This window comes from Ruegeria sp. CK3, assembly GCF_056536565.1.
On record NZ_JBQFPV010000003.1, the window covers coordinates 27808 to 52363 of the forward strand.

Annotated in this window: 23 protein-coding genes; 9 read left to right on the forward strand and 14 right to left on the reverse strand. The window is 57.7% G+C overall.

Going from position 1 to position 24556, the window contains the following annotated elements; genetic code table 11:
• Window positions 1–38: 38 nt before the first annotated feature.
• On the reverse strand, window positions 39–1088 hold the full coding sequence (locus ACR0C3_RS04395) for a patatin-like phospholipase family protein (protein WP_480757347.1): 1050 nt from the start codon (window positions 1086–1088) through the stop codon (window positions 39–41).
• A gap of 220 nt (window positions 1089–1308) precedes the next feature.
• Between ACR0C3_RS04395 and ACR0C3_RS04400 the strand changes: the two genes are divergently transcribed.
• The gene (locus ACR0C3_RS04400; protein ID WP_170555145.1) at window positions 1309–2232 is read left to right on the forward strand and encodes an SMP-30/gluconolactonase/LRE family protein; all 924 of its coding nucleotides are present in this window, start codon (window positions 1309–1311) and stop codon (window positions 2230–2232) included.
• Between the two features lie 133 nt (window positions 2233–2365).
• Here the strand turns inward: ACR0C3_RS04400 and ACR0C3_RS04405 are convergent, their stop codons facing one another.
• The 6 genes from ACR0C3_RS04405 to ACR0C3_RS04430 form a co-directional block, all read right to left on the reverse strand.
• Complete coding sequence (locus ACR0C3_RS04405; RefSeq protein ID WP_480757348.1) at window positions 2366–3106, reverse strand: 4'-phosphopantetheinyl transferase family protein; 741 nt, start codon at window positions 3104–3106, stop codon at window positions 2366–2368.
• Between the two features lie 217 nt (window positions 3107–3323).
• Window positions 3324–4340: an endonuclease/exonuclease/phosphatase family protein gene (locus ACR0C3_RS04410; protein WP_480757663.1), complete on the reverse strand. Its 1017-nt coding sequence runs from the start codon at window positions 4338–4340 to the stop codon at window positions 3324–3326.
• Window positions 4340–5386, reverse strand: coding sequence for a sn-glycerol-3-phosphate ABC transporter ATP-binding protein UgpC (locus tag ACR0C3_RS04415; RefSeq protein WP_170481540.1), 1047 nt, complete (start codon window positions 5384–5386; stop codon window positions 4340–4342). Before ACR0C3_RS04415 ends, ACR0C3_RS04410 begins: the two co-directional genes overlap by 1 nt.
• 11 nt (window positions 5387–5397) lie before the next feature.
• On the reverse strand, window positions 5398–6291 hold the full coding sequence (locus ACR0C3_RS04420; RefSeq protein ID WP_480757349.1) for an ABC transporter permease subunit: 894 nt from the start codon (window positions 6289–6291) through the stop codon (window positions 5398–5400).
• Window positions 6292–6302: 11 nt separating this feature from the next.
• The gene (locus ACR0C3_RS04425; RefSeq protein ID WP_170376925.1) at window positions 6303–7184 is read right to left on the reverse strand and encodes an ABC transporter permease subunit; all 882 of its coding nucleotides are present in this window, start codon (window positions 7182–7184) and stop codon (window positions 6303–6305) included.
• 72 nt (window positions 7185–7256) lie between these two features.
• The gene (locus ACR0C3_RS04430) at window positions 7257–8561 is read right to left on the reverse strand and encodes an extracellular solute-binding protein (RefSeq protein WP_170481536.1); all 1305 of its coding nucleotides are present in this window, start codon (window positions 8559–8561) and stop codon (window positions 7257–7259) included.
• 231 nt (window positions 8562–8792) lie between these two features.
• On the opposite strand from ACR0C3_RS04430, the gene ACR0C3_RS04435 reads away from it, so the two are divergent.
• Window positions 8793–9806, forward strand: a complete 1014-nt coding sequence (locus ACR0C3_RS04435; RefSeq protein WP_480757350.1) for a LacI family DNA-binding transcriptional regulator — start codon at window positions 8793–8795, stop codon at window positions 9804–9806.
• A gap of 134 nt (window positions 9807–9940) precedes the next feature.
• Here the strand turns inward: ACR0C3_RS04435 and ACR0C3_RS04440 are convergent, their stop codons facing one another.
• Entirely contained in the window at window positions 9941–10336 is a 396-nt protein-coding gene (locus ACR0C3_RS04440) for an RrF2 family transcriptional regulator (RefSeq protein ID WP_480757351.1), read from the reverse strand.
• A 104-nt stretch (window positions 10337–10440) separates the two neighbouring features.
• On the opposite strand from ACR0C3_RS04440, the gene ACR0C3_RS04445 reads away from it, so the two are divergent.
• The 4 genes from ACR0C3_RS04445 to ACR0C3_RS04460 all read left to right on the forward strand — a co-directional run bounded on the left by ACR0C3_RS04445 (window position 10441) and on the right by ACR0C3_RS04460 (window position 13561).
• Window positions 10441–11652 carry a GTP-binding protein gene (locus ACR0C3_RS04445; RefSeq protein ID WP_480757352.1) on the forward strand — a complete coding sequence of 404 codons (1212 nt, stop codon included), beginning with the start codon at window positions 10441–10443 and terminating at the stop codon, window positions 11650–11652.
• Window positions 11649–12284 carry a DUF1826 domain-containing protein gene (locus ACR0C3_RS04450; protein ID WP_480757353.1) on the forward strand — a complete coding sequence of 212 codons (636 nt, stop codon included), beginning with the start codon at window positions 11649–11651 and terminating at the stop codon, window positions 12282–12284. Before ACR0C3_RS04445 ends, ACR0C3_RS04450 begins: the two co-directional genes overlap by 4 nt.
• Complete coding sequence (locus tag ACR0C3_RS04455) at window positions 12281–12568, forward strand: DUF6525 family protein (protein ID WP_170640314.1); 288 nt, start codon at window positions 12281–12283, stop codon at window positions 12566–12568. Before ACR0C3_RS04450 ends, ACR0C3_RS04455 begins: the two co-directional genes overlap by 4 nt.
• A 66-nt stretch (window positions 12569–12634) precedes the next feature.
• Window positions 12635–13561, forward strand: a complete 927-nt coding sequence (locus ACR0C3_RS04460) for a hypothetical protein (RefSeq protein WP_480757355.1) — start codon at window positions 12635–12637, stop codon at window positions 13559–13561.
• 8 nt (window positions 13562–13569) lie between these two features.
• On the opposite strand, the gene ACR0C3_RS04465 is transcribed toward ACR0C3_RS04460, so the two are convergent.
• Both ACR0C3_RS04465 and ACR0C3_RS04470 read right to left on the reverse strand, forming a co-directional pair.
• Window positions 13570–14532, reverse strand: a complete 963-nt coding sequence (locus ACR0C3_RS04465) for a fatty acid desaturase (protein WP_480757356.1) — start codon at window positions 14530–14532, stop codon at window positions 13570–13572.
• Between the two features lie 145 nt (window positions 14533–14677).
• Window positions 14678–15532, reverse strand: coding sequence for a class I SAM-dependent methyltransferase (locus ACR0C3_RS04470; protein WP_480757357.1), 855 nt, complete (start codon window positions 15530–15532; stop codon window positions 14678–14680).
• Window positions 15533–15572: 40 nt separating this feature from the next.
• On the opposite strand from ACR0C3_RS04470, the gene ACR0C3_RS04475 reads away from it, so the two are divergent.
• On the forward strand, window positions 15573–16340 hold the full coding sequence (locus ACR0C3_RS04475) for a DUF5765 domain-containing protein (RefSeq protein ID WP_480757358.1): 768 nt from the start codon (window positions 15573–15575) through the stop codon (window positions 16338–16340).
• A gap of 132 nt (window positions 16341–16472) precedes the next feature.
• Here the strand turns inward: ACR0C3_RS04475 and ACR0C3_RS04480 are convergent, their stop codons facing one another.
• On the reverse strand, window positions 16473–17099 hold the full coding sequence (locus ACR0C3_RS04480; RefSeq protein ID WP_480757359.1) for an adenylate/guanylate cyclase domain-containing protein: 627 nt from the start codon (window positions 17097–17099) through the stop codon (window positions 16473–16475).
• A 322-nt stretch (window positions 17100–17421) separates the two neighbouring features.
• On the opposite strand from ACR0C3_RS04480, the gene ACR0C3_RS04485 reads away from it, so the two are divergent.
• Both ACR0C3_RS04485 and ACR0C3_RS04490 read left to right on the forward strand, forming a co-directional pair.
• The gene (locus ACR0C3_RS04485) at window positions 17422–18129 is read left to right on the forward strand and encodes a response regulator transcription factor (protein WP_480757360.1); all 708 of its coding nucleotides are present in this window, start codon (window positions 17422–17424) and stop codon (window positions 18127–18129) included.
• Window positions 18126–20267 (forward strand): ATP-binding protein, encoded by a 2142-nt coding sequence (locus tag ACR0C3_RS04490; protein ID WP_480757361.1) that lies wholly within the window; start codon window positions 18126–18128, stop codon window positions 20265–20267. The genes ACR0C3_RS04485 and ACR0C3_RS04490 overlap by 4 nt, the downstream gene beginning before the upstream one ends.
• A gap of 9 nt (window positions 20268–20276) precedes the next feature.
• Here the strand turns inward: ACR0C3_RS04490 and ACR0C3_RS04495 are convergent, their stop codons facing one another.
• The 3 genes from ACR0C3_RS04495 to ACR0C3_RS04505 all read right to left on the reverse strand — a co-directional run bounded on the left by ACR0C3_RS04495 (window position 20277) and on the right by ACR0C3_RS04505 (window position 24554).
• The gene (locus ACR0C3_RS04495; protein WP_480757362.1) at window positions 20277–22283 is read right to left on the reverse strand and encodes an adenylate/guanylate cyclase domain-containing protein; all 2007 of its coding nucleotides are present in this window, start codon (window positions 22281–22283) and stop codon (window positions 20277–20279) included.
• Window positions 22284–22485: 202 nt separating this feature from the next.
• Window positions 22486–23751, reverse strand: coding sequence for an ABC transporter permease (locus ACR0C3_RS04500; protein WP_170376954.1), 1266 nt, complete (start codon window positions 23749–23751; stop codon window positions 22486–22488).
• The gene (locus tag ACR0C3_RS04505; RefSeq protein ID WP_170376956.1) at window positions 23748–24554 is read right to left on the reverse strand and encodes a taurine ABC transporter ATP-binding protein; all 807 of its coding nucleotides are present in this window, start codon (window positions 24552–24554) and stop codon (window positions 23748–23750) included. Before ACR0C3_RS04505 ends, ACR0C3_RS04500 begins: the two co-directional genes overlap by 4 nt.
• Between the last annotated feature and the right edge of the window lie 2 nt (window positions 24555–24556).

Genomic DNA, 24556 nt, shown 5'->3' on the forward strand with positions numbered 1-24556 from the left:
GGCGAAGCCACTGTTTGATCAAGCAAAACTGAGGTCGGCTACCATTTGTTCAGCATATCTTTGGCATGGGTCCAGTATTCACTTTGCCGGCAGGTGTAGAATGCCTTCTCCATCAGATCGTAGGATTCAGGTCGGTGTGTCGCCAGCCCCACGACCTTGGGTAGCGAAGGGTTCAGGCGCACCATCCGCTCTTTCAGCACAAGATGGGCCATCCAATGCTGGTTCTCAGCCGATGTGGTCAGCAGCAGTTCGATCAAAGCCCCCCGAGGCGCGCCCGACGTGATGCCGAACCATTTCAACAGGCCCCAGTCGTCGGGGTTCTTGATCATCTCCTCCGAGATATCTGTGGGCTGTTGCCCGGTGCCGATCGACAGAGCCTCGATATGTGCCAAACCCTCGGCTCGGCCTGCCGCGATGGCCACGTTGATGCCGTTCATCACCGGGTTGTTGGCAAAGGCCCCGCCATCAGCGAAATAGCCATAGTCCACCCCGTCCGAAATGATCTGATGCGGCGGGAAATAGGATGGCGCGGCCGAGCTTGCCATGGCGACGTCCAGCAGGCCGACATCGCTCATATCCAGCCATTTTTCGTAGCCCAGCGTCTGGTTGGTGATAGTAAACGGCGACCACCCTACCTTGTCGCTGCGATGAAGGCATACGGTGTTGACCGCCAGAACCAGATCCGGCGAAAGAGAATTGACTTTGCGGTCTCCCACGAGACTGCGCCCGATCTCCTCCAGCCCGGTGGCATTGTATTGCGAGGCGGTGATGCCCGGGCCGCCGCCGAGTTTGAACCGCCGCAGCACCTCATCCAGTGCCTTGTCCAGAAAGCTGTGTTCGTTTTCACGAAAAATCTTGTCGGCATCTTCGCGGTAATGCGCGGCAAGCTCGCCGATGAGCTGACCCATATCTTTGCCTTGCGTCCGGCCATCCGCAAGCGCCACGGCGATCAGCCCACCAGTCGAGGTCCCCGCGAACCCGTCCGCCTTGTCCAGAACGCCGGTCTCCTCCTGCAAGCTTTGCAGGATCAAGCAGGTCAGGTAGCCCCTGATCCCCCCGCCATCGCAGGACACAAGTTTGAATACCATTCGATGCGCCTCATCGCTTTTTAGTTGTAGGAGGTTTTAGGATAATTGGGCTGGGAAAAGCCAGCCGTTTTGCGACCCGTTGAGGCTTATCCCGCATAGCAAATTGGAAAAAGCCTTGCGAAAACCTGTATTTGTCAGCACAGTTCGCCGCGAAAAGGACGGGCTTGGCCCGTAATGGCCGACCCCACCGGGGCCACGGCGCAATCAGGGAGTTGAGGCTATGGCGTTGGAACTACATGAGATGTGCAGCGGGCTGGGCTTTCCAGAAGGTCCGGTTGCGATGAATGATGGCTCGGTCCTGTTCGTGGATATCAAAGAGCAGACCCTCGTGCGCCTGTCCGTCGATGGCACCGTCAGTGTGGTGGCCGAAATCCCCGGCGGCCCGAATGGCGTGGCAATTGGACCGGATGGCGCTGCCTATGTCTGCAACAATGGCGGTGTCTACAGTTTCGTGCCCTACGGACCCGACGATATCACCGTTCCCGCACCCATTCGCCCGCATTACAAGGGTGGGTCGGTGCATCGGGTCGATCTTGAGACCGGAGAGGTCACGATGCTGTTTGACTCCTACGAGGGGAAACGGCTCATCGCGCCCGACGATCTGGTCTTCGACAAGGATGGCGGGTTCTGGTTCACGGACACCGGGATCGAGGACGCGGAATCTACGCGCTATGGCGGGCTGTACTATGCCACGATCGACGGCAAGACACTTATCAAGGCTGCTACGATCCCGATGCCCAACGGGGTCGGGCTGTCGCCGGATGGCGGCACCGTCTACGTCTCGGACACGGTGTTTGGGCGGCTTTGGGCGATGAAGATCACGGGCAAGGGCCAGGTCGAGCCCGGCCCGATTCCGGGGATGCCGGGGCAGGTGGTTCAGACCTTGCCGGGGTACCAATGGCTCGACAGTCTCAAGGTCGAGGCCGATGGCCGGGTCTGCGTGGCGACGATTTTCAACGGCGGGATCACGGTGTTCAGCCCCGATGGATCAACGGAACATGTCGCCATCCCTGATCTTTTCACGACCAATATGTGTTTCGGCGGTGAGGACATGCAGGATATCTGGATCACCGCCTCCAGCACGGGCAAAATCTACAAGGCCAGATGGCCGCGTCCGGGGTTGAAGCTGGAGTTTACGGCTTGATTTAAGGACCGTCGGTTTTGCGCGGTCGAGATCAGCATATGCTTGAGCCACGGCCGATAACGGAGGATGTGTCGCAGGTGTAATCCGTCGACAAAGAAACAGAAGGACAAGGCCTTGGCCGGACTGCCGAGGCTTAGTCTGCAGGCGTGGGTGTGATAAGCCAGGTAATAACGCTGCGGTCCAGTTGTCGATAGCCAATGTCGAAGACCGCCCCTGCCGTGACCGTTTTATTCAACGATTTAGTCAACCGCAGCCTCAGGACGGTTTCGCTGGGCGCGCAGTGTAGTTCTGCATGGTCAAAACCAAAGAACTGTTGAACCGCAGGGAACAGGGCTTTGTAGAGTGTCTCTTTGGCCGAGAATACAAGCGTTGCCGTCAACGCCTGCGCGTCGCTTTCCCGGATCAGTCGGGTTTCCTCGGGCTGCAAAGCGACCTTGAAAATCGCATCCAGTGAGGATCCTTCTGCGATGTCCTCTATATCGACGCCAACCAAGGTGCCGGGCTGATCGGTGATAATCGCCGCACAGCGCCCCTTTGAATGCGTGATCGAACCTGCGACGCCTGCGGGCCAGATCGGTTCGCGGTTGGATCCTGTTGCGATCTGCGTCGACGCATGCCCCGTCGACGCCAAAGCGGCCATGGCCACGGCACGGCCTGCCAGATACTCGGAATTTCGCTTTGCAACGGCCCTGTCCAAACGATCCGGGCGGTCGACGTCCAACGTCGTGAAAAGGCCATCTTCAAAACGAGATTGATCAAACCTGGCGATCACAGCAGTCGCTGTTGCAGACCAGATGTCCATGGTCCGCACGTCCATCAGGAACCCGTCGGAGAGCGTTTCAAGGGAAGAGAGGTGTTGGGCGGACTGTGTCATGGCCCCCTTGGCTTCCCTCAAGCGTCGCGCCACGTCAATCCGGATTTTCAAATCGTATGACATCTGCGCAGTGGGGCAGCTTGAATTGTGGAGAGATGTGGGGAACCATCTGAGGCCGACAGCTAAAACCTACGGCCCGCCCATAGGGTTGGGGGGCTTAGCGCCCCTCATGCCCTCAGAACGCGTAGGCGCGTGCCAGACTAAGACCGGATATGGATCATGCGTCTGAAAGTGGGGAGATATCGGCTTTTGTCCACACGCAGTCGTGGTCGGAAAGCGGTGTGCCAGTGGCCGAGATTGAACTCAGCACGCCTTTGTCTACGGGCGTGAAACCCCGCCCTGCTATCCAATCCAGTTTCATCTTTCGATCGGGGTGTGGCGTTATCAGACTGGGGCGGGTCGTGTCGCCCGCGGCCGTAAACTCCCACGAATAGCCCTGATCTTCGGCCAGTGCGAACAAGGTTTCACGGCGCCAGTCGAAATCGGGAGGAAGGTGGTTGCCGGTGTTCAGATCTCCGCCGATCAGAACGGGCATGTCGGGGGCGAAGGCATCGATCTCCTTTAGCAGAAGTTCGAACTGAACTTGCCGGTGTTCAGCGGCGGAATTGCTTTCCAGATGGGTAGAGACTACGCAGATCGGCCCCTGTTCGGTAGGCACCACGGCGGCAATGGCCATACGCCCGCCGACCCGGGGTTGTTCAGGGTCGGCAGCGCCGCTTTCGGGGGTGAACCAGTGGCCGTGGTCGTCCAACCGGATCAACGTCGTGCGTTCAAACGGGACCGAGGACAGGACGGCGTTGCCATGCCAGCCAGCTGTGTTGAAATCATCGGTGCAAAAGGCGCGCTCTGTCGGGCCGCCCAGGTCAAGCTCATGAAACTCGACGCCAAAGGCGTAGGTCATGCCAAGGGCACGAGCGACCTCTTCGGTGGTGTGGCGTTGTGCGGTGCGGGCCATGCCGCAATCGACCTCGGACAAGAGAACGATATCCGGCGCAATCGGGGCCAGATGCGCAGCGGTTTCCTCGGGAAATAGGCAGCGTTCAACATTCCAGGCAGCGACGGTGATCTGCGCCGGCAGTTGGGCCGCCTTGGCCTCGCCGCCCAATTGCAGCGCGTTCATTGCTGGCAAAGATGCCATCAGCGACCGATGAGCCGTCGTTGTGCGTGGGGCGGCCAAGATTTCAGCCCGCTGGTCAGATGTGACAGCGGGCAAAACCGCGACAGTTTGTGTGATCAAAGGACTTTTCCCGTTTCCACGTCGAACAGGCGTAGGGCGTCGTGTTTCAGGGTGATGCGGGTCTCGCCCGTGTGCACGCTATGGTCCTTGCCGACCATGACGGTAAACGGCTGATCCGCAAGCGTGCCGTGCAGCAGACGATGCGCGCCAAGTTCTTCGAGGATGTCGACCTGGAACGAGACGGATCCGTTCTCATCCAGTTCGACATCCTCGGGACGTACACCCATTGTCACCGGGCCGCTGACGGCCTGTGGCGCGGGCATCAGCCCGTCATAGCCGTTGAGGCGCACCTGTCCGTCCGACGCTTCAGCCTCGATAAGGTTCATGGGTGGGGCACCCATGAACGAGGCGACGAAGGTAGAAGCCGGATTGTGGTAGATCTCGGAGGGGGTACCGATCTGCTCAATCCGGCCTGCGTTCAAAACGATGATCCTGTCGGCCATCGTCATCGCCTCGACCTGGTCATGGGTTACGTAAACTGCCGTCGTGCCAAGGCGACGCTGCAGGGCTTTGATCTCGATCCGCATCTGGTTGCGCAGCTTTGCATCGAGGTTCGAAAGAGGTTCATCAAAGAGGAACAAGGCGGGGTCGCGCACCACCGCGCGCCCCATGGCGACGCGCTGGCGTTGACCACCGGACAATTGCGCCGGTTTGCGGTCCAGATATTCAGTCAGGTTCAGCATTTTGGCGGCGTCTTCGACCTTGGCTGCGATCTCGGTGGCAGGCGTGCCTCGGTTTTTCAGCCCATAGCCGATGTTCTTGCGCACCGTCATATGCGGGTACAAAGCGTAGTTCTGGAACACCATCGCGATGTCCCGATCTGCAGGGTCCACATCATTGACCACCCTGTCGCCGATTTTCAACGTTCCTTCGGTGATATCCTCCAACCCCGCGATCATGCGCAACAACGTGGATTTGCCGCAGCCCGAAGGGCCGACCAGAACAACGAACTCGCCGTCCTGAATGGTGAAGCTAGTGGTCTGAACGGCCTTGAAGCCGTTTGGATAGACCTTGCGGATGCCCTCTAATGATACCTGAGCCATGCGCGTATTCCTTATTTGTCGGATTCTGTGAGGCCCTTGACGAACCAATTCTGGAAGAAGATGACGATCGCCACCGGCGGGATCATCGCAACAATGGCCAGCGCCAACGCTTGTCCATGCTCGGGGATCTGACTGTCGGTGTAGGTCAGCACGATCTGTTTTATGCCCCGGACCAGCGTGAAGAAGCTTTCATCCGTCGTGATCAGCGTTGGCCACAGGTACTGGTTCCAGCCAAAGACAAACATGATGATGAAGATCGCTGCAATCATTGTGCGGCTGAGCGGGACGAGGATGTCGATAAAGAACTTCCACGGCCCTGCGCCGTCGATCCGGGCGGCCTCGGCCAATTCTTCGGGGACGGACATGAAGAATTGCCGGAAGAAGAACGTGCCAGTGGCAGACGCGATCAGGGGAACGATCAGACCGGTATAGGTGTTGGTCAGGCCCAGTTTCTGGATCGCTTCGTAGGAGGGCAGGATGCGGACCTCGAGCGGCAGCAAAAGGGTGGTGAAGATCACCCAGAAAGCCAGCGTTGCAAAGCGCAAACGGAAATAGACGATAGCATAGGCGGCCATCATCGAGATGATGATCTTGCCCACGGCAAAGCCTATGCCCAGAATGAACGAGTTCATTAGCATCAAGGTGCCGTCAACGGTCTGCGTGAATCCGCCTTTTTCAAACATGGCGGCGTTGAAGTTCTTGCCCAGGTCGTCGCCTAGGCCCAGTTGGATGCCTTCGCGGTGAATGGTGACCGCATCGTGGCTGGCCGTGGTAAGCGCCAGCAGAGGCGGCAGGATCATCAGCAAGGACCCAAGGATGAGGACAAAGTGATCTCCGATCGTTTCCCAGCGGATTCTGCGGGGTTTACGGGTCACGGCGGGCGTGTTGAGTGTGGTGTCGGCCATGATATCCTCCCTCAGGTATAGTGAATCCGGCGTTCCACCAGCCGGAACTGGAAGACGGTCAGGATCAGAACAAGGGCCATCAACACAACGGATTGCGCGGATGATCCGCCAAGGTCGTTGCCGCGGAAGCCATCCAGATACACCTTGTAGACAAGGGTCATCGGGTTGTTGCCCGGCTCACCCTTCATCAGCGCATCGATGATGCCGAACGTGTCGAACAGGGCATAGGTGATGTTGATGATCAGCAGGAAAAACGCGGTCGGGGCCAGCAGAGGAAAGGTCACGTCCCAGAACCGCCGCGTGGATGAGCGGTTATCGATCATGGCCGCCTCGCGAACTGAACGAGGGATGGATTGCAGGCCCGACAGGAAGAAGATGAAATTGACCGGGATCTGTTTCCACACCGCGACGATGATCATTGCCGTTGCGGTGGCATTGTAGTCAACGCCCAGCTTGAACTCCCAGCCGAACAGTCCGAAGAACTTGGTCATGGGGCCGGTACTTTGATCAAAGAACAAAATGCCAAGGAAGCCTGCTACCGGGGGTGCGATCGCGTAGACCCACATCAGCAGGGTGCGATAGGATCTCGCCCCTCGGATCACCTTGTCGGCCTTGACGGCCAGCAACAGCGCGATGGCCAGCGAAAAGAAGGTGACCAGAATGGAAAAGACAACCGTAAACCACGCGATGCGTTTGTACTGATCATTGCCCAGCAATGAGGTGTAATTGTCCGCCCCCACAAAGGTCGATCCGAACCCGAACGGGTCCTGCAGAAAGAACGACGATTGCAGCGCCCATCCAGCGGGCCAGTAGAAGAAAATGGCGATGATCATGAGCTGCGGCAGCAGCAGCGCCACAGGAAGCCAGATAGTGTCGAAGCCCGCGCGTTTCATTGTTAGTCCAGTTGCAAAATGGGGGATGGCCGCGCCCAAAGGCGCGACCATCTTGGGGGTGATCCCAGAACCTTAGCCCTGAGTCTTGGCGAAGCGTGCCAGCAATTCGTTGGCTTCGGCTTCGATGTTCTGGAACGCGCTTTCCACGTCGGTCTCACCGGTCAGGATACGGCCATACTCGCGGTTCATTATGTCGCGGATCTGAACGTAGAAGCCCATGCGGTAGCCCTTGGTGTTGTCACCGGCCTTGGCTTGCAGCTGGTTTACGCCAACTTCGGCGGCAGGATAGCGCTCATAGTGGCCGTCTGCCTTGGCGGCTTCATAAGCGGCCTCGGTGATCGGGACATAACCGGTTTCCTGGTGCCAGAAATACTGGGTCTCAGGTGCGGTCAGGAAGCGGAAGAACTCGGCAGTTGCCTTGTTTTCCTCGTCCGACTTGCCCGACATCGCGAACAGCGCTGCGCCACCGATGAAGGTTTGGGTCGGCTCAGCTGTGACGGCTTCCCAATAGGGCAGCTCAACCGCGCTGAATTCAAAGCCCAGGTCTTTCTGCAGCAACCCGCCGAAGGAACCCGACGAACCCAGCCACATCGCAACTTTACCTTCTTCGAACGGTTTTGCGTTGTCACCCCAACCGGTGCCATACCATTCGAACATGCCGTTGTCTTTCCACTCGGTCACGGCGGTGAAGTGTGCCTTGATCGCGTCGTTGTTGACCAGTATCTCGGTGTCCATGCCGTCATAGCCGTTGTTGTTGGTCGCAAACGGCAGGTTGTGGCGCGACATGAAGTTCTCGGTGAAGATCCAGGGCAGGTGTGACTGGCTGAGCGGGATGTAGCCTGCCTCTTTCAGCGCCGGAGCGGTGGTCGACTGGAACTCTTCCCAAGTCTTCGGGGGGGTCACGCCCGCTGCTTCCAGAGCGTCGACATTGTAGTACAGGATCGGGGTCGACGAGTTGAACGGCATCCCGATCATCTTGCCATCGCTGTCGGCATAGAAATAACGCACGCCTGCGATGTAATCGTTGATGTCGAATTCGACGCCGTTTTCAGCCAGCAGGTCCTGAACCGGAACGGTCGCGCCTTTGGCAGCGATCACGGTGGCGGCGCCTGCGTCAAACACCTGCATGATGTTAGGTTGCTCGCCTGCGCGGAAGGCAGCGATCCCGGCGGTCAGCGTTTCTTCGTAGCTGCCCTTGTAGATCGGAGTGATTGTGTATTCGTCCTGCGACTCGTTGAATTTCTCGGCAACCTTGTTGACGGTTTCCCCCAGCTGCCCGCCATGGGCATGCCACCAAGTGATTTCGGTTTCTGCAAAAGCTGCGGTCGCGGTGAACGCGAGCGCGGCAGCTGTTGCGCAAAACTTCAGATTGTTCATTTCGATCCTCCGGTTCGGTGTCGGCCCTTTGCAGCAAAAAGACCGTTGGCATTATGTGCCAGTTTTCATGCAGGCTCCCCTGCGGCGTTTTTCGCGCGCAGCCTCCGACCCGCATCAGTGGAATACGTCCGCAAACTGCACACGTGACCACATACTGTTAACGTATGACAGTTCGATGAAAGATTTCTAGCAATATTGACAAATTAAACAAAAAAGATGGACAGCTTAGGCGTGGTTGATGACAGCAAAAAACAACTGGACAGACCGCGCCGCGTTACGGCGCAGGCGGTTGCCGATGCGGCGGGCGTGTCCCGCTCGGCCGTGTCCCGTGCGTTTACGCCCGGGGCTTACCTTGATGCTGAAAAACGTATAAAAATCATGCATATGGCTGACCGTATGGGGTATCAACCCAACGCGTTGGCGGCAGGGTTGAAGGGGGGGCGATCGCACCTCGTGGCGGTCTTTGTCGGCAACAAACGCAGTACCTACGACTCAGAGTTTGTGAACCGGTTGGTCGGGCAGTTGAACGCTCTGAACAAGTGGCCGATTCTGATTGATGGCAGTGGCGAGAGCGCGGAATCAGCTATGGATCAGGTTTTGCGCTATCCGCTGGATGCTCTGATTCTGCGCGGGGGCAGCATGCCCGGCGCGCTTGTGGAGCAATGCAGCAAATTCGGGGTCCCAATGATCTCGTCGGGCCGGATCGTGGATGCGGCGGGGATCGACAATGTGTGCTGCAAGAATGCAGAGGGGATGACCCTCGCGACCCGTGTTCTGTTGGACAAAGGCCGCACCCGGTTTGGGTTCATTGCGGGCGCTGCCGAGTTCGGATCTTCAGATGATCGCAGGGCCGGGGTGATCAACACTTTGGCGGCGGCAGGATTGTCCCTGATCGCGGAAGAGGTCGGAGATTTCACGGTTGGGTCTGGTTATAATGCAGCGCAGAAACTGCTGCGGGATAACAGCCTCGATGCGCTGATCTGTGCCAATGATGCCAGCGCGATCGGGGCGTTGACCGCTGCGCGAGAGCTGGGCGTGGACGTGCCCGAAACACTCTCGATTGTGGGCTTTGACGATATAGAAATGGCCGGGTGGCCCGCGTTCAATCTCAGCACGATCAACAATCCAATCGACCTGTCGGTCGAACATGTGATCACCTTGCTGGAAAAACGTCTGGCTGAACCGGCAAAGGCCAGTGAGACCCTGCTGATCGAGCCATTCTTCGTTCCGCGCGGTACCCACTGACGCTGATACGGCTTGAGGAGCCCGAAATCGAGAAGGGTTTTTCGGCGCCGCGCTGTATGACAGTATTCTTCACACCGCCGATTGCCCGCTCTTGCAGACAGAGAGAGGTCTCGATACCCAGGCAGGGGCCTGTGTCAGACCTCTTTGATCGACGTCTCTGACAGTCTTTCAACCAAGCTCTGCTCAATCTCTTCCAGAACGCCGCGTACTCGTTTTTGCAGGGCGTGTTCCAAAGAACAGGTTGGCGCCTCATCTTCAAGGCCGCTGGCGACAACGCGCTCGTCCAGCGCAAGGTAGACGTCGGCCAGCGTGATTTCGCTCGGCCCGCGGGCCAGACGCCATCCCCCGGCATGGCCTTTCTCTGACGTCAGCAGACCGGCGGCGCGCAATTTTCCCAAAACGCGACGCACAACAACCGGGTTGGTTCCAGCATGGTCCGCAATTTCGGTTGAGGTGCGCACACGGTCCGGTTCTCCGGCCATATGGCTGAGCGTATGCAGGGCAAGTGACAGGCGGCTATTGCGCTTCATATGAGGGGGTTCTCCTAACCTGCCGGTAACGTAACTTTGGCTGTTGCATTAATCTAGTAACTATGAAAGTTACAAGAACCGCATCCAGAGCTATGGAGACTCATATGTCAGATACGCGCCTTCCCGTCACGGTGCTTTCCGGATTTCTTGGGGCTGGCAAGACCACTTTGCTGAACCGGGTTCTCAACAACCGCGAAGGTCGCCGTGTCGCGGTGATCGTGAACGATATGTCCGAGGTGAATATCGACGCCGACCTCGTGCGCGCCGATACCGAGCTGAGCCGGACGGACGAGACGCTGGTTGAAATGTCGAATGGCTGTATCTGCTGCACCCTACGCGATGACCTTTTGGATGAGGTCCGCCGACTGGCGGCCGAGGGGCGCTTTGACTATCTGCTGATTGAATCGACGGGTATTTCCGAACCTCTGCCGGTGGCTGCGACCTTTGATTTCCGTGATGAGTATGGTGAAAGCCTGTCCGATGTGGCGCGTCTGGACACGATGGTGACGGTTGTCGATGCGGTAAACCTGCTCGGGGATTTCTCCTCGCATGACTTCCTGCAGGATCGCGGTGAGACCATGGGCGAGGAAGACGAACGCACTCTCGTCCATTTGCTGACCGATCAGATCGAGTTCGCCGATGTCGTGATCCTGAACAAGGTCGACGATGCCGGGCCGGAAAAGGTCGACGCGGCCCGCAAGATCATCCGCAGCCTTAATGCGGATGCCGAGATCGTCGAGGTCAATCACTCCGCTGTGGCGGCTGAGAAAATCCTCGATACCGGGCTGTTTGACTTCGAAAAAGCCCATGAGCATCCGATGTGGGCCAAGGAGCTGTATGGCTTTGCTGACCACGTGCCGGAGACTGAAGAATATGGTGTTGCGTCTTATGTCTACCGGGCGCGTCTGCCCTTCGTGCCCGAGCGTATCCTTGAGCTTCTGAACGGCGATCTGCCGGGTGTAATCCGGGCCAAGGGGCATTTCTGGACTTCGACCCGTCCCGATTGGGTGGCCGAGTTTTCGCAGGCTGGGGCGCTCTCCAGCGTGCAGCCTTTGGGCACGTGGTGGGCCTCGGTGCCGGAAGAGCGGCGGCCAACCCATGACAGTGCCCGTGCCTATATACAGGCCCATTGGCAAGAACCATGGGGAGACCGCCGGCAAGAGATCGTGTTCATCGGGGCGGGGATCGACTGGCCAGCCCTCAGGGCGCGATTGGATGCCTGCCTCGTACCTGCCGTTGCTGCCTTGGGTCCCGACAATTTGCCGGACTATCCCGACCCATTCCCGATTTGGCGTCGAGCTGAGGCGGCAGCATGAGCATTGTACGCCAAACCGTGATCGGTGCGGCCGTTGGGGTTGGCGTTGCGGATACGCCCGAGGCGCTGAGCGCCTTTCTCAACCCCGGTTGCGCTGCCGCACTTTGGCGGCGTCAAACTCCCCCCAGTGTTCAAAGCTGGCTGAATGATCTTGACCCCGAAGACCTGCCGAAGGGGAGGGTGATCCTTCCGTTGGGCAAGGTGGCCGAAACAGTCAGCCATCTCTGCGGCATGTCCGGTTTGCCGGCGTGCCCCGAGCGGGACTGGTTGGAGGCAGACATCACCTTGCTTGCAGAGGTGTTCTCAGACCTCGTCTCGGCCCGATATTTGCGGTTGCGGCTGGATGTTGTCACAACCAACGCCTGCCGTAAGTTCCATATAGACGCCATCACGGCACGACTGGTCTGCACCTATCGCGGCACCGGCACGCAATACGGCATTTCGCGCGATGGCGCGGAGCCGCAACGTGTTTTTACGGTGCAAACCGGGTCTCCGATCCTGTTGCGTGGAACACGTTGGCCGGAAACACCGCGGTCGGGTCTTATGCACCGTTCCCCTCCGATCGAAGGAACCGGCGAGACCCGGCTTGTTCTGGTGCTGGACCCCATCACAGACCCGGACGAGGCCGCATGACCGGAAATCTGGGGCAAAGCAGTTTGCGGCGCAGGAAGCGCGCGGGCGATCCCATGGCCGTCTTTGACAGCTTGCCCGCCCCGTTGCGGCAGTGGTTGTCGCAAGCGGCCCTGCCATGGTCGCCCGTCTCGGCGCGCCGGATTTGGGTCAAAGCTCTGGCCAAAGGTCTTACGCCGGAAGAAACGTTGCTATCGCTGAATCGGGCCGAGGCGAGTACACTGGCACGTGACAAGGTGATGGCCCTGCCGCGCCCTAAAGGCACCAACGCTCTGGGGTCGCTTTGACTTGAAACTGTTACGCTTAGCCGTCACCATCCGATCATTGTTGATTGATGAATTACGGAGGGCGCAATGGCCTATAAGCTGATTAAGGGCGAGTTTCATATTTTCTATCCCGACATTCCAAAGCAGGGCCCGGAACCTGACGGAGATACTCTGAAATTCAAGCCAGATGACCCGTCGCTGGTTCAGGACCTTTGGCGTTCGGGTCAGCCCCGGCCCGGCTTCAATGGGCGCGGGATGATCAATCTGCGGTTTGAAGGGCTGGATGCGCTCGAAACTCATTTCCGCAGCGCACATCAGAACAAACCACTCGCGGAGGCGTCGCGCGATTTTCTGTTGGATTGGGCCGGGTTCGGAGACGTGGTGTTCTGGGATGACAAGCCCAACAAGGTGAAGCAAGTCGAAAATAACCCGGTTCGCGGTTACATCCTGACCAATGGTCTGGACGGCCACGGCCGGATTGTGGCCTTTGTCTACTCGGGTGATGCACCTGAACCGGACGGTGAGGTATTCAAACTGATGCCAGAGCGGGTGGATCAGAGCTTCAACGCGCGCAGCCTGGAGGCGGGTCAGTCCTATCCGCTGTTCTACCTGACGCTGCCGATCTCACTTGCCCGGCATCTCGGAGGGATTGCGGATCAGGCCCGCGCGACTGGAAATGGACTGTATCCCGATGATGCTTCTGCCCCCGGTCAAGACTTCGAGGTAACCCCTGCGAACTATCAGGATCTGGCAATCTGGCCCAAGCTTTTCCGTCGCTTGCATGACTATTTCGCAGATGAATTCGATGATTTGACCGGGTTCGATACCTGGTTGCGCGCGGACCCGAGGGACCGGGACGATCGCATGCTTCTGCCCGAAGACTATGACGCCCATTTCCATAATGTGGTCGAGGTGACCTCGCCCACGTCGATGAGGCTGACAGTCGACCCCAAGGATATCGTGATCCTGCCGGACGATTTCACCATGCCCGACACCGGCCTGCCGTCACAGTAGCGCCAGGTCTAAAGCTCCGCCGAAGGTGCCGGGCCGCGCCAGTCCAGACTGAGATCATGGCGCAGACTATGTGGGAAGGGGATCATCCGATTGGTATCCTCGTCCCACAGCCTCCATTTCAGGCAACTGAGCGCGTCTCGGATGTCGATTGCCGCGCTGTTCCAGTTCTGCGCGATTGAGGCGTTGCAGGTCTTGAGGTGATAGCAAGGGATTTTGGCGTTCAGGTGATGCAGGTCGTGGAAGCCGAAATTCAGCAGCACAAAATCCACAACCGGCCCCAGTCGGAGTGAACTCGCACCGTGCAGAGCGGCTGCATGGGCAGTTTTGTCGCCCGACTGCCGCCAATAGGTTTCTTCGAAGTTGTGCCCGACATAGACGACAAATATTCCAAAACTGCCTGCAAGAAGGCTTCCAAGGATCAGGGCGTAAAAACTCCACCAGCCAAGAAATGTAATGATCAGGCCCCAGAAGGTGAACATGGCGATATTCTGCAAAAGAACATCCCGGACGCTGACGCGTCGCGTGTTTCGGGGCCAGCGGTATTGGACGAAGTAGATCAGGACCGGGCCGATCAAGAACAAGGTGATGGGGTGCCGGTAGGCGCGGTAGAACAGCTTCTTGGAGAGGGGCGCGGTCTCATATTCGCGCCGGGTCATCACATAAACCTCGTGAGCGTCCCGGTGATCCAGATTGCCTAGATGCTGGTGATGCAGGTTGTGATTATACCTCAGAACGCTATGGGCGATCCCGGAAAAGAGGCACAGGAGGTTTCCAAGCAGATCATTCCACGTGCGGTTTGTGAAAAAGCTGTAGTGCCCACAATCATGCTGAATGGAGTAGAGCCTAAGTATACCGGCTCCAAACAGAAACGAACCTAAGGTCAGGGAAAGCCATGCTCCGGGAAAAAGGGCAGGGATAGCAAGCCCTGCAGCGACGACGCCCGCGCTGATCGCCAGCGCTTTGAAGGCCATCCTGTCTTCTGGTTTTGTGAATTCCCTTGGAACCTTGATCGAACTCATTACCGTCACTGAAAATGATTGAGACTATGAAAACGCTTAGCGTCCCCAATCGTTAGCACGGCTTTGGATTTCCGCCAAATGCGTTGCGGTTCCCGGCTCAGGCGTCGGTTTGGGACAACTCCAGAAACATGTAGGGCTGAATGTTCTCGAATGGCCAAAGGCGAACAACCTGCGTGAGGCCCAGTTTTTTAGCCCCGCGCCCGATCGCGTTGAACACGCCGATATGTTCCTGAAATACCGGATCATCGTTGAATCTGTCGATCATGCGGTCGGTGATCTCAGACCGCACGCGCAGGCGCAGGCTTGACCCTTTTAGGTGGCGTTTGATCTGGGCAAGACGAACGAAGTTGAGGCTGTTCCACAACCCATGAACTTCGTAGGTGTCCTCAACCCATGTAATCCGCTTTCGAAACAGTCGCCCTGTCAGGGTCTTTGAGCTAAGCGCGGGGATGTTGAAATGCGGCTCATACGGGAAGCCGTAATTGGGGCACAAGATCAGGCAGCGGCCCTGTGGGCCCAGAAATCGCGGCAGAGTATCCAGGAAATGACGCCAATCCGGCAAATGCTCCAGCACGTTGACCATGTAGATCAGGTCATAGGGCTGCGGCGGAGTGAAGGCCTCATAGGTACTGCGTTGGATGTCTCCGCCCAGTTTGGCGGCGTGATCCAGAACATGCTCCATCGGTGCGAAGCCTTCGGCGAAAGGCTCAATGGCGTCCAGCGAAATGTTAGGGTTCCGCTGGCGCAGCATGGTCAGCAGGATACCTGCCCCGCAGCCGATCTCTAGCGCCCGCGCGCCGGGGGGCAGGGCGCAGATTTCAGGGTCGAGATTCTGGAAATGAAACCGTGCCGCGCTGAGCCAGATGTCTTTCAGGGGAAAGTCGAACCGCGCGAAATCCTCAAGAATGTCGTCGACCGAAAAAAGGCTTTCTTGAGGGCTGACCGAATGCATACTGATCCCAAGACGAGTGGTTTGAAGGATTGATATAACAATGTGTTGGAGCGGGCCAGCGTCCTATACCATCGCTGCCGTCGGGGTGATCGCTACCGTCAAGGCCATACGACAAGGCGAGAGCCCGTTGCTCTGGTCTCCGCTGGTGTATTTCACCGCGATTGAGGTGCTGCAGGGCTATTCCTATTCCGTCGAAGGGCAATGCGCATTGCCCCAAAATCAGGTCGCCGCGTTGCTGGCCTATATACATATCGCCTTTCAGCCGCTGTTTACCGGCATTCTCGCGTTGTATTTCATCCCAAAGGATGTGCGCGGTATGATAGCTCCCGTGGTCTTAGGTCTTGGCGCAGTGACTGGAGCGTATCTGTTGCTGCAAATTTATCCGTTCGAGTGGGCAGGCCCGTGCCGACCGGGTCGTCTTTTGTGCAGCGATCATCTGTGTGTGAAGGCGGAAAGCTGGCACATAGGGTGGCATTTGCCACTGAATGATCTGGGTGAAAGCCTGCCTGCAACGATTTTTGGGCAGCAATATGATCTGAACTTCCCGGTCTATTTTACGGTGATGTTTCTGCTGCCCGCCGCTCTGGGCGCATGGAAAGTCTCGGGGTTTCAACTGCTTATCGGGCCCACGCTGGCCTGGGCCTCAACCGATAGCCCTACGGAAATGCCTGCGATCTGGTGTCTGTTCTCGCTGGGCATTGTCATGATGATCGTGTTCACGCCGCTCAAATCGGCGCTGCAAGCAAGATCATGGCCTTTGTGGACTGTGCTGCGCTGGGTGAACGGGACCAATAAAAAACCACTCTAATACCCTAACAAACCGTTCACCCGCGCATCACTTTCTTTACCTCGTGCCTAACCTGCGAACCGCAGTTCCGTTCTGGTCGGAGACCCGGTTCCCCCTCAAGCCGGTGGGAGGCAAGAAATTCTATGAAGGCGACTACTTCTCGGCGTCACCCTCCAATTGATACAGAACCCAATCGTCACTCAGGCCTTTCAGCTGTTTGGGTCCAATTTCCTGAAACTCCAGCCCCAGACCCAAAACCAGATCGCGCACGGTGCTGGAAACCCATGTCTGTCCACCGGGTGTCAGGCTGAGAACACGGGCCGCGATTGCGATTGCGATGCCTGTCACATCGTTGGTGGTGCGCAAGCACTCGCCACAATGAATACCGGCCCGGAGTTTTAGGCCAAGCGCGTCTGCCGTGGCCCGAAAGGCCTTGGCGCAGGCAATGGCGGCGCTGGGGCGGGGAAAGATCGCCAACATGCCGTCACCCATGAGTTTCACGAGTGTCCCTTCGTGTTCTGCAACAGTCTCAAGCGCTGCCGCATCCAGAGCGTCCATGATATCGCGCCACTCGGCATCGCCTAGACGCGCGACGATCTCGGTCGAGTTTACCACATCGGTCATCATGATTGTGACCAACAGGCTTTTGTTTTCACCATCAGCCTCGTATTCGGCGATATTGTCCTCGAACGTTTGGTCGATCAATGCGCTCGGCTGAGGGTGGATGATCGTCGGGCGAACCGGGAAGGTCTTTACGACCACCGGTTCGTTACTCTCCATATCAACGACTGCCAGAGTGCTATGCTTGCTGCATGGCGCTGGAAGTTCAGACAGTTCGGGATCGTCGATGGGCTCAATAATTTCAAAAGATGTATTCAACATAACTGCACCAACAAATCGGGACGTTGAAACAGAGATTAAAATCAAATTGTCACCAAACCGCGATGCAGATGTTAACCAGATGTTAACGGGCCGGGTTCTTACGCACGCTAGGCTTGTGTCCGTGGCTGAACATATTCCAAAAAGAGTGTGGGGATGGTTTGGACGTAAACACTCACACGTGCCAAGCTGTGTTTAGAAACAGACAGGTAGGACCACAGAGTTGAAGAAGCTGAACGTATTGTTGGTAGAGGACGACCCGTCATTGCTTGCTCTGACGTCCGCGCTCCTTCGGCCGCATTACAATGTTCTTCAGGCGTCCAATGTTGCGGATGCGCGCACAACGCTTGCGTCTCAATCGGTGGATATCGCGCTGCTAGACCTCGGGTTGCCGGATGAGGACGGTCTGGTGCTGGCGCGTTCGATGCGGGCGAAATCGGCGCACCCTCCGATCATCTTCGTGTCGTCCCGCAATAGCGCCAGCGACAAGATCAGCGGGTTGGACATCGGGGGTGACGACTATCTGACCAAGCCGTTTGACCCGGATGAGCTTTTGTCCCGGATCAATGCGGTCCTCAGGCGCACAAACCCGCAGGCTCAGATGCCTCGGCAGGATTCCAGAGTCCGGCTGGGCGAGATCGAGATTGATCTGGACAGTCGACAGGTCTGGAACGCCCAGCACGAGGTCATACCCGTCACACGGGCCGAGTTCGACGTGCTGATGGCCATCGTCAACGCGAACGGTCGGGTGCTGTCCCGGTCGGTACTGCTGGATGCAGTTGCCCTGTCGCCGGACCATGACGCCGGAGAGCGCACGATTGATGCTCTGGTTGCCAAGATCCGCAGGAAGCTGTCGGATGGCGGCGATGGTCCCAAGATCATAGTGACGGTCCACGGGGTCGGCTATCGCCTCGGGGTGACGCGACAGTGAAACCCCGCGCTTTCATATATGACGAACCGATCAACGCGGTCACCCAGAACTTTCTGGATAAGAAGTTTGAGGCCCAATACCGCGATTGGTACTTCGAATCCACACGTGGGCAATTCCGCACAGCGCTGCTGTTTGGTGCGTCTTTCTACGTCGTCTTTGCCTTTCTTGAAGTTTTTGTTCTCCATTCCCGCAGCTTCTCGGGTCAGGATCTGGCTGTTTGGGGCGCACGGCTGTTCATCATCTCGTTTATCTTCGGGCTGTTCTTTTTCTCTCACAAACTTCCGGCGCGCACATTGCCCGTGATCATCTCCACCGGCTGGTCGATGATGTATCTTGCCATTTGGGCCGCCTTTGCTTTTTCCGGGGATCATGAATCCAAGGATTTCTTGTATCGTTTTGCGCTTATTAGCCTTGCGGGCACCGTGTTCCTGCCCTTTGTCTTTTCCCACTCGGCAGCGTTGCAACTTTTGCTGTTCGTACCGGTCTCGTACTATCTGGTGTTCGACAAAACGAGCTTGAGCAGCGGTATTGATACCTGGATTGGCCCCTCCTTCGTTTTGGCTTCCACTGTTCTGATCGGTCTCTATGCCAAGTTCTTTTCCGAGCGCACACTGCGAGCGAATTTCGTGCAGAGTGTTTATCTGGAAAAGGCGCGCAACGATGCGGAAAAGGCGAATGAGGCGAAATCCCAGTTTCTGGCAACCGCAAGTCATGAGCTGCGCACGCCGCTGAATGGCATCGTGGGCAATATCCGCCTGATCAAATTGACCCCGCAGGATCCCGAGTCTCTGGACCAGAGACTGGATGAGATTGAACGCTCGAGCCTTGCGATGCGCAATCTGATCGACGATGTCCTCAACATCGCGCGTCTTGAGGAAAAGCCCGAAGATCGCGAGTTCCGCACCTTCAACCTGTCCGAAGTTCTGCAAGACCTCGAGGCCGTCTTGCGCCCGCTGGCTCGGTCGAAGAACGTACAGTTGATCATCCCGCAGTTTGACGATGGCGTTTATCTCAGCGGCAATAGCGGCCACCTGAGGCACATTCTGCTGAATCTTCTGGGCAATGCGGTGAAGTTCACGAATGAAGGCTCGGTTACGTTGTCTTTTGAGCAATCAAAGCAGTCGGTGGCCTTTACGGTCAGCGATACTGGGATTGGCGTGCCCGAACATCAGGTGTCAGATATTTTCGAGCCCTTCACGCAGGCCTCGAACATCGACTCACGCAAAACAGGCGGGACCGGTCTGGGGCTTTCGATTGTACGTGGGTTGGTCTCAACGCTGAATGGGCAGGTGTCAGTCAAAAGCAATCTAGGCGAGGGGACAGTGTTCCGGGTCGAAGTGCCTTTCCACGCGGCCCCAGCCCCAAGCCCGCAATCCGAGATGGCAGGTTTTGCAGCCACTGTCGGGACGAAGCAAAACGTTTTGATCATCGAGGACGATCCGACCAGCATGGAGATCCTCAAAAGCCTTCTGGAGAGGGATGGCCACACGGTCACCGCAGCGACCAACGGCAAAGAGGCGATTACCCGCTTCCGTCCAAATGACACCGATTGCATTTTGACCGATATCCGACTGCCCGACACGACCGGCGTTCAACTGGCGCGCGACCTGAAGCGGATCGCCAAGGAAATGGGATTGGACAAACCGATCACGACAATTGCGGTGACGGCCAATGTGATGCCGGAAGATCTGGATGAATATACGAACGCTGGCTTTGACGCGGTGGTCTCCAAACCTTTGGATGAGCGGGTGCTCTATGGCGCCATGCGGGCCTCACTCGGGCAGCCGTCGCCTGAGATATCCTACATCCCTAACAAAGATGACACCAAGGAGCGCTTGCGGAAATTCCTGAGCAATGAAGAGTTGGAAGAGGTTTTCCTGACATTCCGAGAGTCGCTCGAAGACTGCTATGTCGAGCTTAAGAAAGCTCAGGGCCAAGGCGACAGGGACCGGATCGAGTTCCTCGTTCACCGGGTCTATGGCAGTGTGTCCAGTTTTGGTGAAACGGAATTGGCCGCCAAGGCACAATCGGTCGAGGGGCTTTTGCGCAGCGGGGCCGAGAACTACGGCGCTGAGCTGGACAAGCTAATTCAATCCTGCGGGGTCGTCATTCAGGGCCTTAAACGACAGGCCTCGTGATGTGGTTTGTCAAAGCGCGGCCTGCGCCCGTTCGATCATCACCACTGATGCCGGGTCGCCACCACGCAGGGTGTCGGCAGATTTGAACGCGTTGATGGCCTGGGCAAATCGCCCGGCCCGGAAATGCGTCAGGCCAGTTTCGTAGGCCGCGATCCAGGCGGGCGGTTCAGGCGTGTCGCCGGCCATTGCGATCAGTTCAAAGACGACCAATTCCTCGGACCGGCCCACGATCTCCATCGTGTCCAATTCACGGGCAATGATCGCGTCGCCCGCTTCGCGCCGGGTTTCGGGGCCGATCAGGATTGCGGTGCCGTAGGTTTTGTTGACGCCTTCCAACCGGCTGGCGACGTTTACCACGTCGCCAATGGCGGTGTAGTTCAGGCGATGCTCGGACCCGATATTGCCGACCAGCGCTTCGCCGCTGTTCAGCCCGATCCGAACATGCAGGGCCTCGTCCGACTGGCTTTTCAGGGCTGAGTTTTCAATGTCTTCCACCAGTTCCAAAGCCGCGCGGCAGGCGTGTTCCGCGTGGTTCGGATTCTGCCTTGGCGCACCCCAGAAGGCCATCACCGCGTCGCCGATGAACTTGTCGAGCGTCCCATCATGGCGTTCGATCGTAGAGGAGGCCGCGTTGAAGAACGGCTCCATTAGTTCCACGACCTTTGGGCCGTGTTTCTCGGCCAGACCGGTGAAGCCAGACACATCGCAAAACAGGACCGAGATTTGTTTGGTCTCGCCACCGGGTTGCGATTTCACACCTGCGGCGACCAGCATTTTCACCAGATCGGTCGGTACATATTTCCGAAAGGCCGACAGCCCGGCCGCCATGCTCGCCGTCGCAGCAGAGAGGTTCTCAAGTTCAACCAAACGTGAGGGACGACGTGAGACCTGCTCGACATCGAACCGCTCAATCCGGCTGAGGTCTTCAGCGACGCGTGACAACGGGTTGGCAACGACCCGGCGCACCAGCCAGATCGCGGCGATGGTCGCCAAGGCCACCACACCCAGAAGGATGTAAACCAGATTTATCAGCGTCCGGTCGATCCCGGACAGAAAGGCCGATTCCGGGATGACGGTCGCCACACGCCAGCCATAGAACCCCAGTGGCGTCAAAGCGACCGCATAGGCTACGTCGTCGTACACGACCCGTTTTGTCAGGGTGCCCGCAACGACCTCGTCTGCTTCGGCCAGCAGTTTCTGGCCCGAGAGTTTCGCTACTTCGTACAGCTCTCCCTCACCCATGCGGGCCGGGGTGATTTCGTCCGCGTTGGGATCGGGCACGGCAATGACCTTGCCATCGGCGCTTAGGATAAAGGCCGCGCCGAACTCGCCGGGGCGCAGGGACCCCAGAAAGCGGGACAGGCGGTCGGTATCAATGGCAACCGACAGCACGCCTTGCCGCTGGCGGCGTACGTCGATTGGGCCGGAATAGGCAAACACCGTCTTGTCGCTGTTTGGCAGATCGCGCACTTCGATCCAATCTGGCGTGTCGCGGTCGATGAAGTTGTCATACCAGGGGTGTTCGCGCGGGTCGTAATCTGTCTCGGTAAAGCTGCGTTCTTCGAACTGGATGTCGCCAGGGATGAAGATATAGCGGTCTCTGCGCAGCTTCCTGTCGTGAATGTTCTCGTCGATCTCGATCATCTCAAGCCCGCTATCCCCCAGCCGGTGGGCCGCAAAGAAATTACCATCGGGCCAGCCGAAGGTGATCCACGAGATATTTGGTTGAGATTGCAGCTGAGACAGAAACACAAATTCGCGTTTGTCGGCCTGACGTGTCTCGATCACGTTTTGAATGAAGATCGTCCGGACAGCAGCCCAGGCAGCCTCGGCGGATCTGAGGGTCAGGCCAACTTCAATCCGGACTGTGTTCGAGATCTGGCTGTTGATCTCGGCGGCCAGCATCTGACTGTTGTCCCGCGCCGTTGTCCACCACAGAGAATGCACAATGAAGGTTGACACGCCGATGGACAAAGCGACGAGCATTGACACAGCGATCCCAACAGTGACACGCATTGAAGCTCCACGGCGGCCCATAGTGACTGGCGCTGCGATGCGGACAGTCAGGTTCGAGGCCAAGTCTAGGTGCTGCAACCGTCAGTTGCCAGTTGGTTTCAATCTGCGCGCTAACTTGTGTAGTTTGCGAGAGAAACGCTTGGACAGAAAAACCGGCAGATCGACGAGCGGGTCAATCTGCCGGTGTTTTTGGTATTTTAGGTCAGCTACGACCTTTCCATGGAACCAGCACGTTCTCGGCTTTGCGCATCAGGATATCAATGCCGTAGCCGATAATGCCGATCAGCACGATGCCCATGATCACGATGTCGGTCAGCTGGAATTTCGAGGCCGCGATGATCATCATACCAGCCCCTTTCTGCGCCGCGACCAGCTCCGCCGCAACAACCGTGCCCCAGCAGACGCCCATCGCGACTCGCGCACCCGTGAAGATCTCGGGCAGAGAGTTCGGGACGATCACATGACGCATGATCTGCCATTTGGATGCACCCAGCGAATAGGCCGCGTGGATCTTGGAGATATTCACCCCCGAAACCCCCGCACGGGCGGCAATGGTCATGATCCAAAGGGCGGCAAGGAACAGCAGAACGATCTTGCCGGTCTCCCAGATTCCGAACCAGATGATGACCAGCGGGATCAGCGCCAGCGGAGGGACAGGTCGCATGAACTCGACAATCGGGTCGAACCAACCGCGGAACCAGCCCGACAAGCCCATCGCATAACCCAGCGGAATACCCACGATGGCCCCGGCGATGAAGCCTGCGATTACTCGCAGCAACGACCAGCCTAAATGCTGCCAAAGCGAGAAGTTCTGATAGCCTTCATTGGCGATCTCGAAGAAACGCGCGACGACCGTTTCCGGCGCAGGTAGCCAGATCGGGTTCATTTGCAAACCCTGCGCTGGAGTAAAACTGATGGCGCCCTTCCCGGTCAGCGATACAGTGCCGTCGCCAACATTGACTTTTGCGTCAGGACCGATCGGATTGCCATTGATCGCGATGATCTTTGCGCCATCTGCGCGTTTGGCGTCGTCGTTCTTGTCAAACAAGATGGTCGAGGACCGCCCGGTTGGCGCAGCAAATGCATCGTCTTTGGCGAAGCCCGTACCGGGATCAACCTCGAAGTCTTCTGCGTCTTCTCCGAAGGGTGGGACGCGGATGAAGACGGTGGCGTCATCAGTCGTGCCGTCTGCATTCTCGACCGTGTAGGTGAATTGGGTTTCGCCCACAAATGGCCCCGGAACATGTAGCGGGATCAGTTTCGATCCTGTGAATGCCGCCCAGATTACGAAGATAACCAGAATCGAGATGATCGAGGCTGCGCGATCCGCGCGCACAGCGCTTTCATCGCCAAAGGTCACGGTTTTTAGGCTGGTAAAGTCCTGACGGCTTTGCAGACCCTTGCGCAGCAGATGAACGATCAAAAACGCGCCGCCGAACAGGCCGATATAAAACAGAAGTACGATCATGATGCTTGCTCCGTCCGGCCCATGATTTCTTCTTCCATTTCCCAGATCATCGACAGGATTTCATCTCGGGTTTCGGCGAAACCTTCGGATTTTTTGACATCGCGAAGGTCGGCGTTCACGCCGCGTTCCGCGAAAGGCAGGTTGTATTCCTTGTGAATGCGCCCCGGACGCGGGGCCATCACGATCAGGCGTTCACCCAGCAACAGGGCTTCTTCGACCGAGTGGGTGATCAGGATGATGGTCTTGCCCGTCTCTTTCCAGAGTTTCAGGACCAGCCCCTGCATTTTTTCCCGGGTCAGCGCGTCCAGCGCACCCAAAGGCTCATCCATTAGGATCACGTCCGGCTCATTCGCCAGACACCGGGCCAGGGCCACGCGCTGCTGCATACCGCCCGACAGCTCATAAACGGCCTTTTCCTTGAAGTCCTGAAGGCCGACTACCTCAAGAAGATGGTCCGAGATCTTATCGCGCTCTTCCTTGGGCATGCCCTTCATGCGCGGGCCGAATTCCACGTTTTCGCGCACGTTCATCCATTCGAACAAGGCGCCTTTCTGAAACACCATGCCGCGTTCCGCGTCTGGCCCTTCGACCACGTGGCCATTTAGCTCGACCCGGCCCGAGGTGGGCGCAAGGAAGCCCGCGACGATGTTCAGCAACGTTGTTTTGCCGCATCCCGAGGGCCCGAGGACCGAGACCAACTCACCTTCTTTAAGGCTGAGCGTGACGTCCTGAAGGGCTTGCACAGAGGTACCGTTGGGCAAGTCAAAGCGCATGGACAAATCAATGATGTCCAGTTCAGGCATTC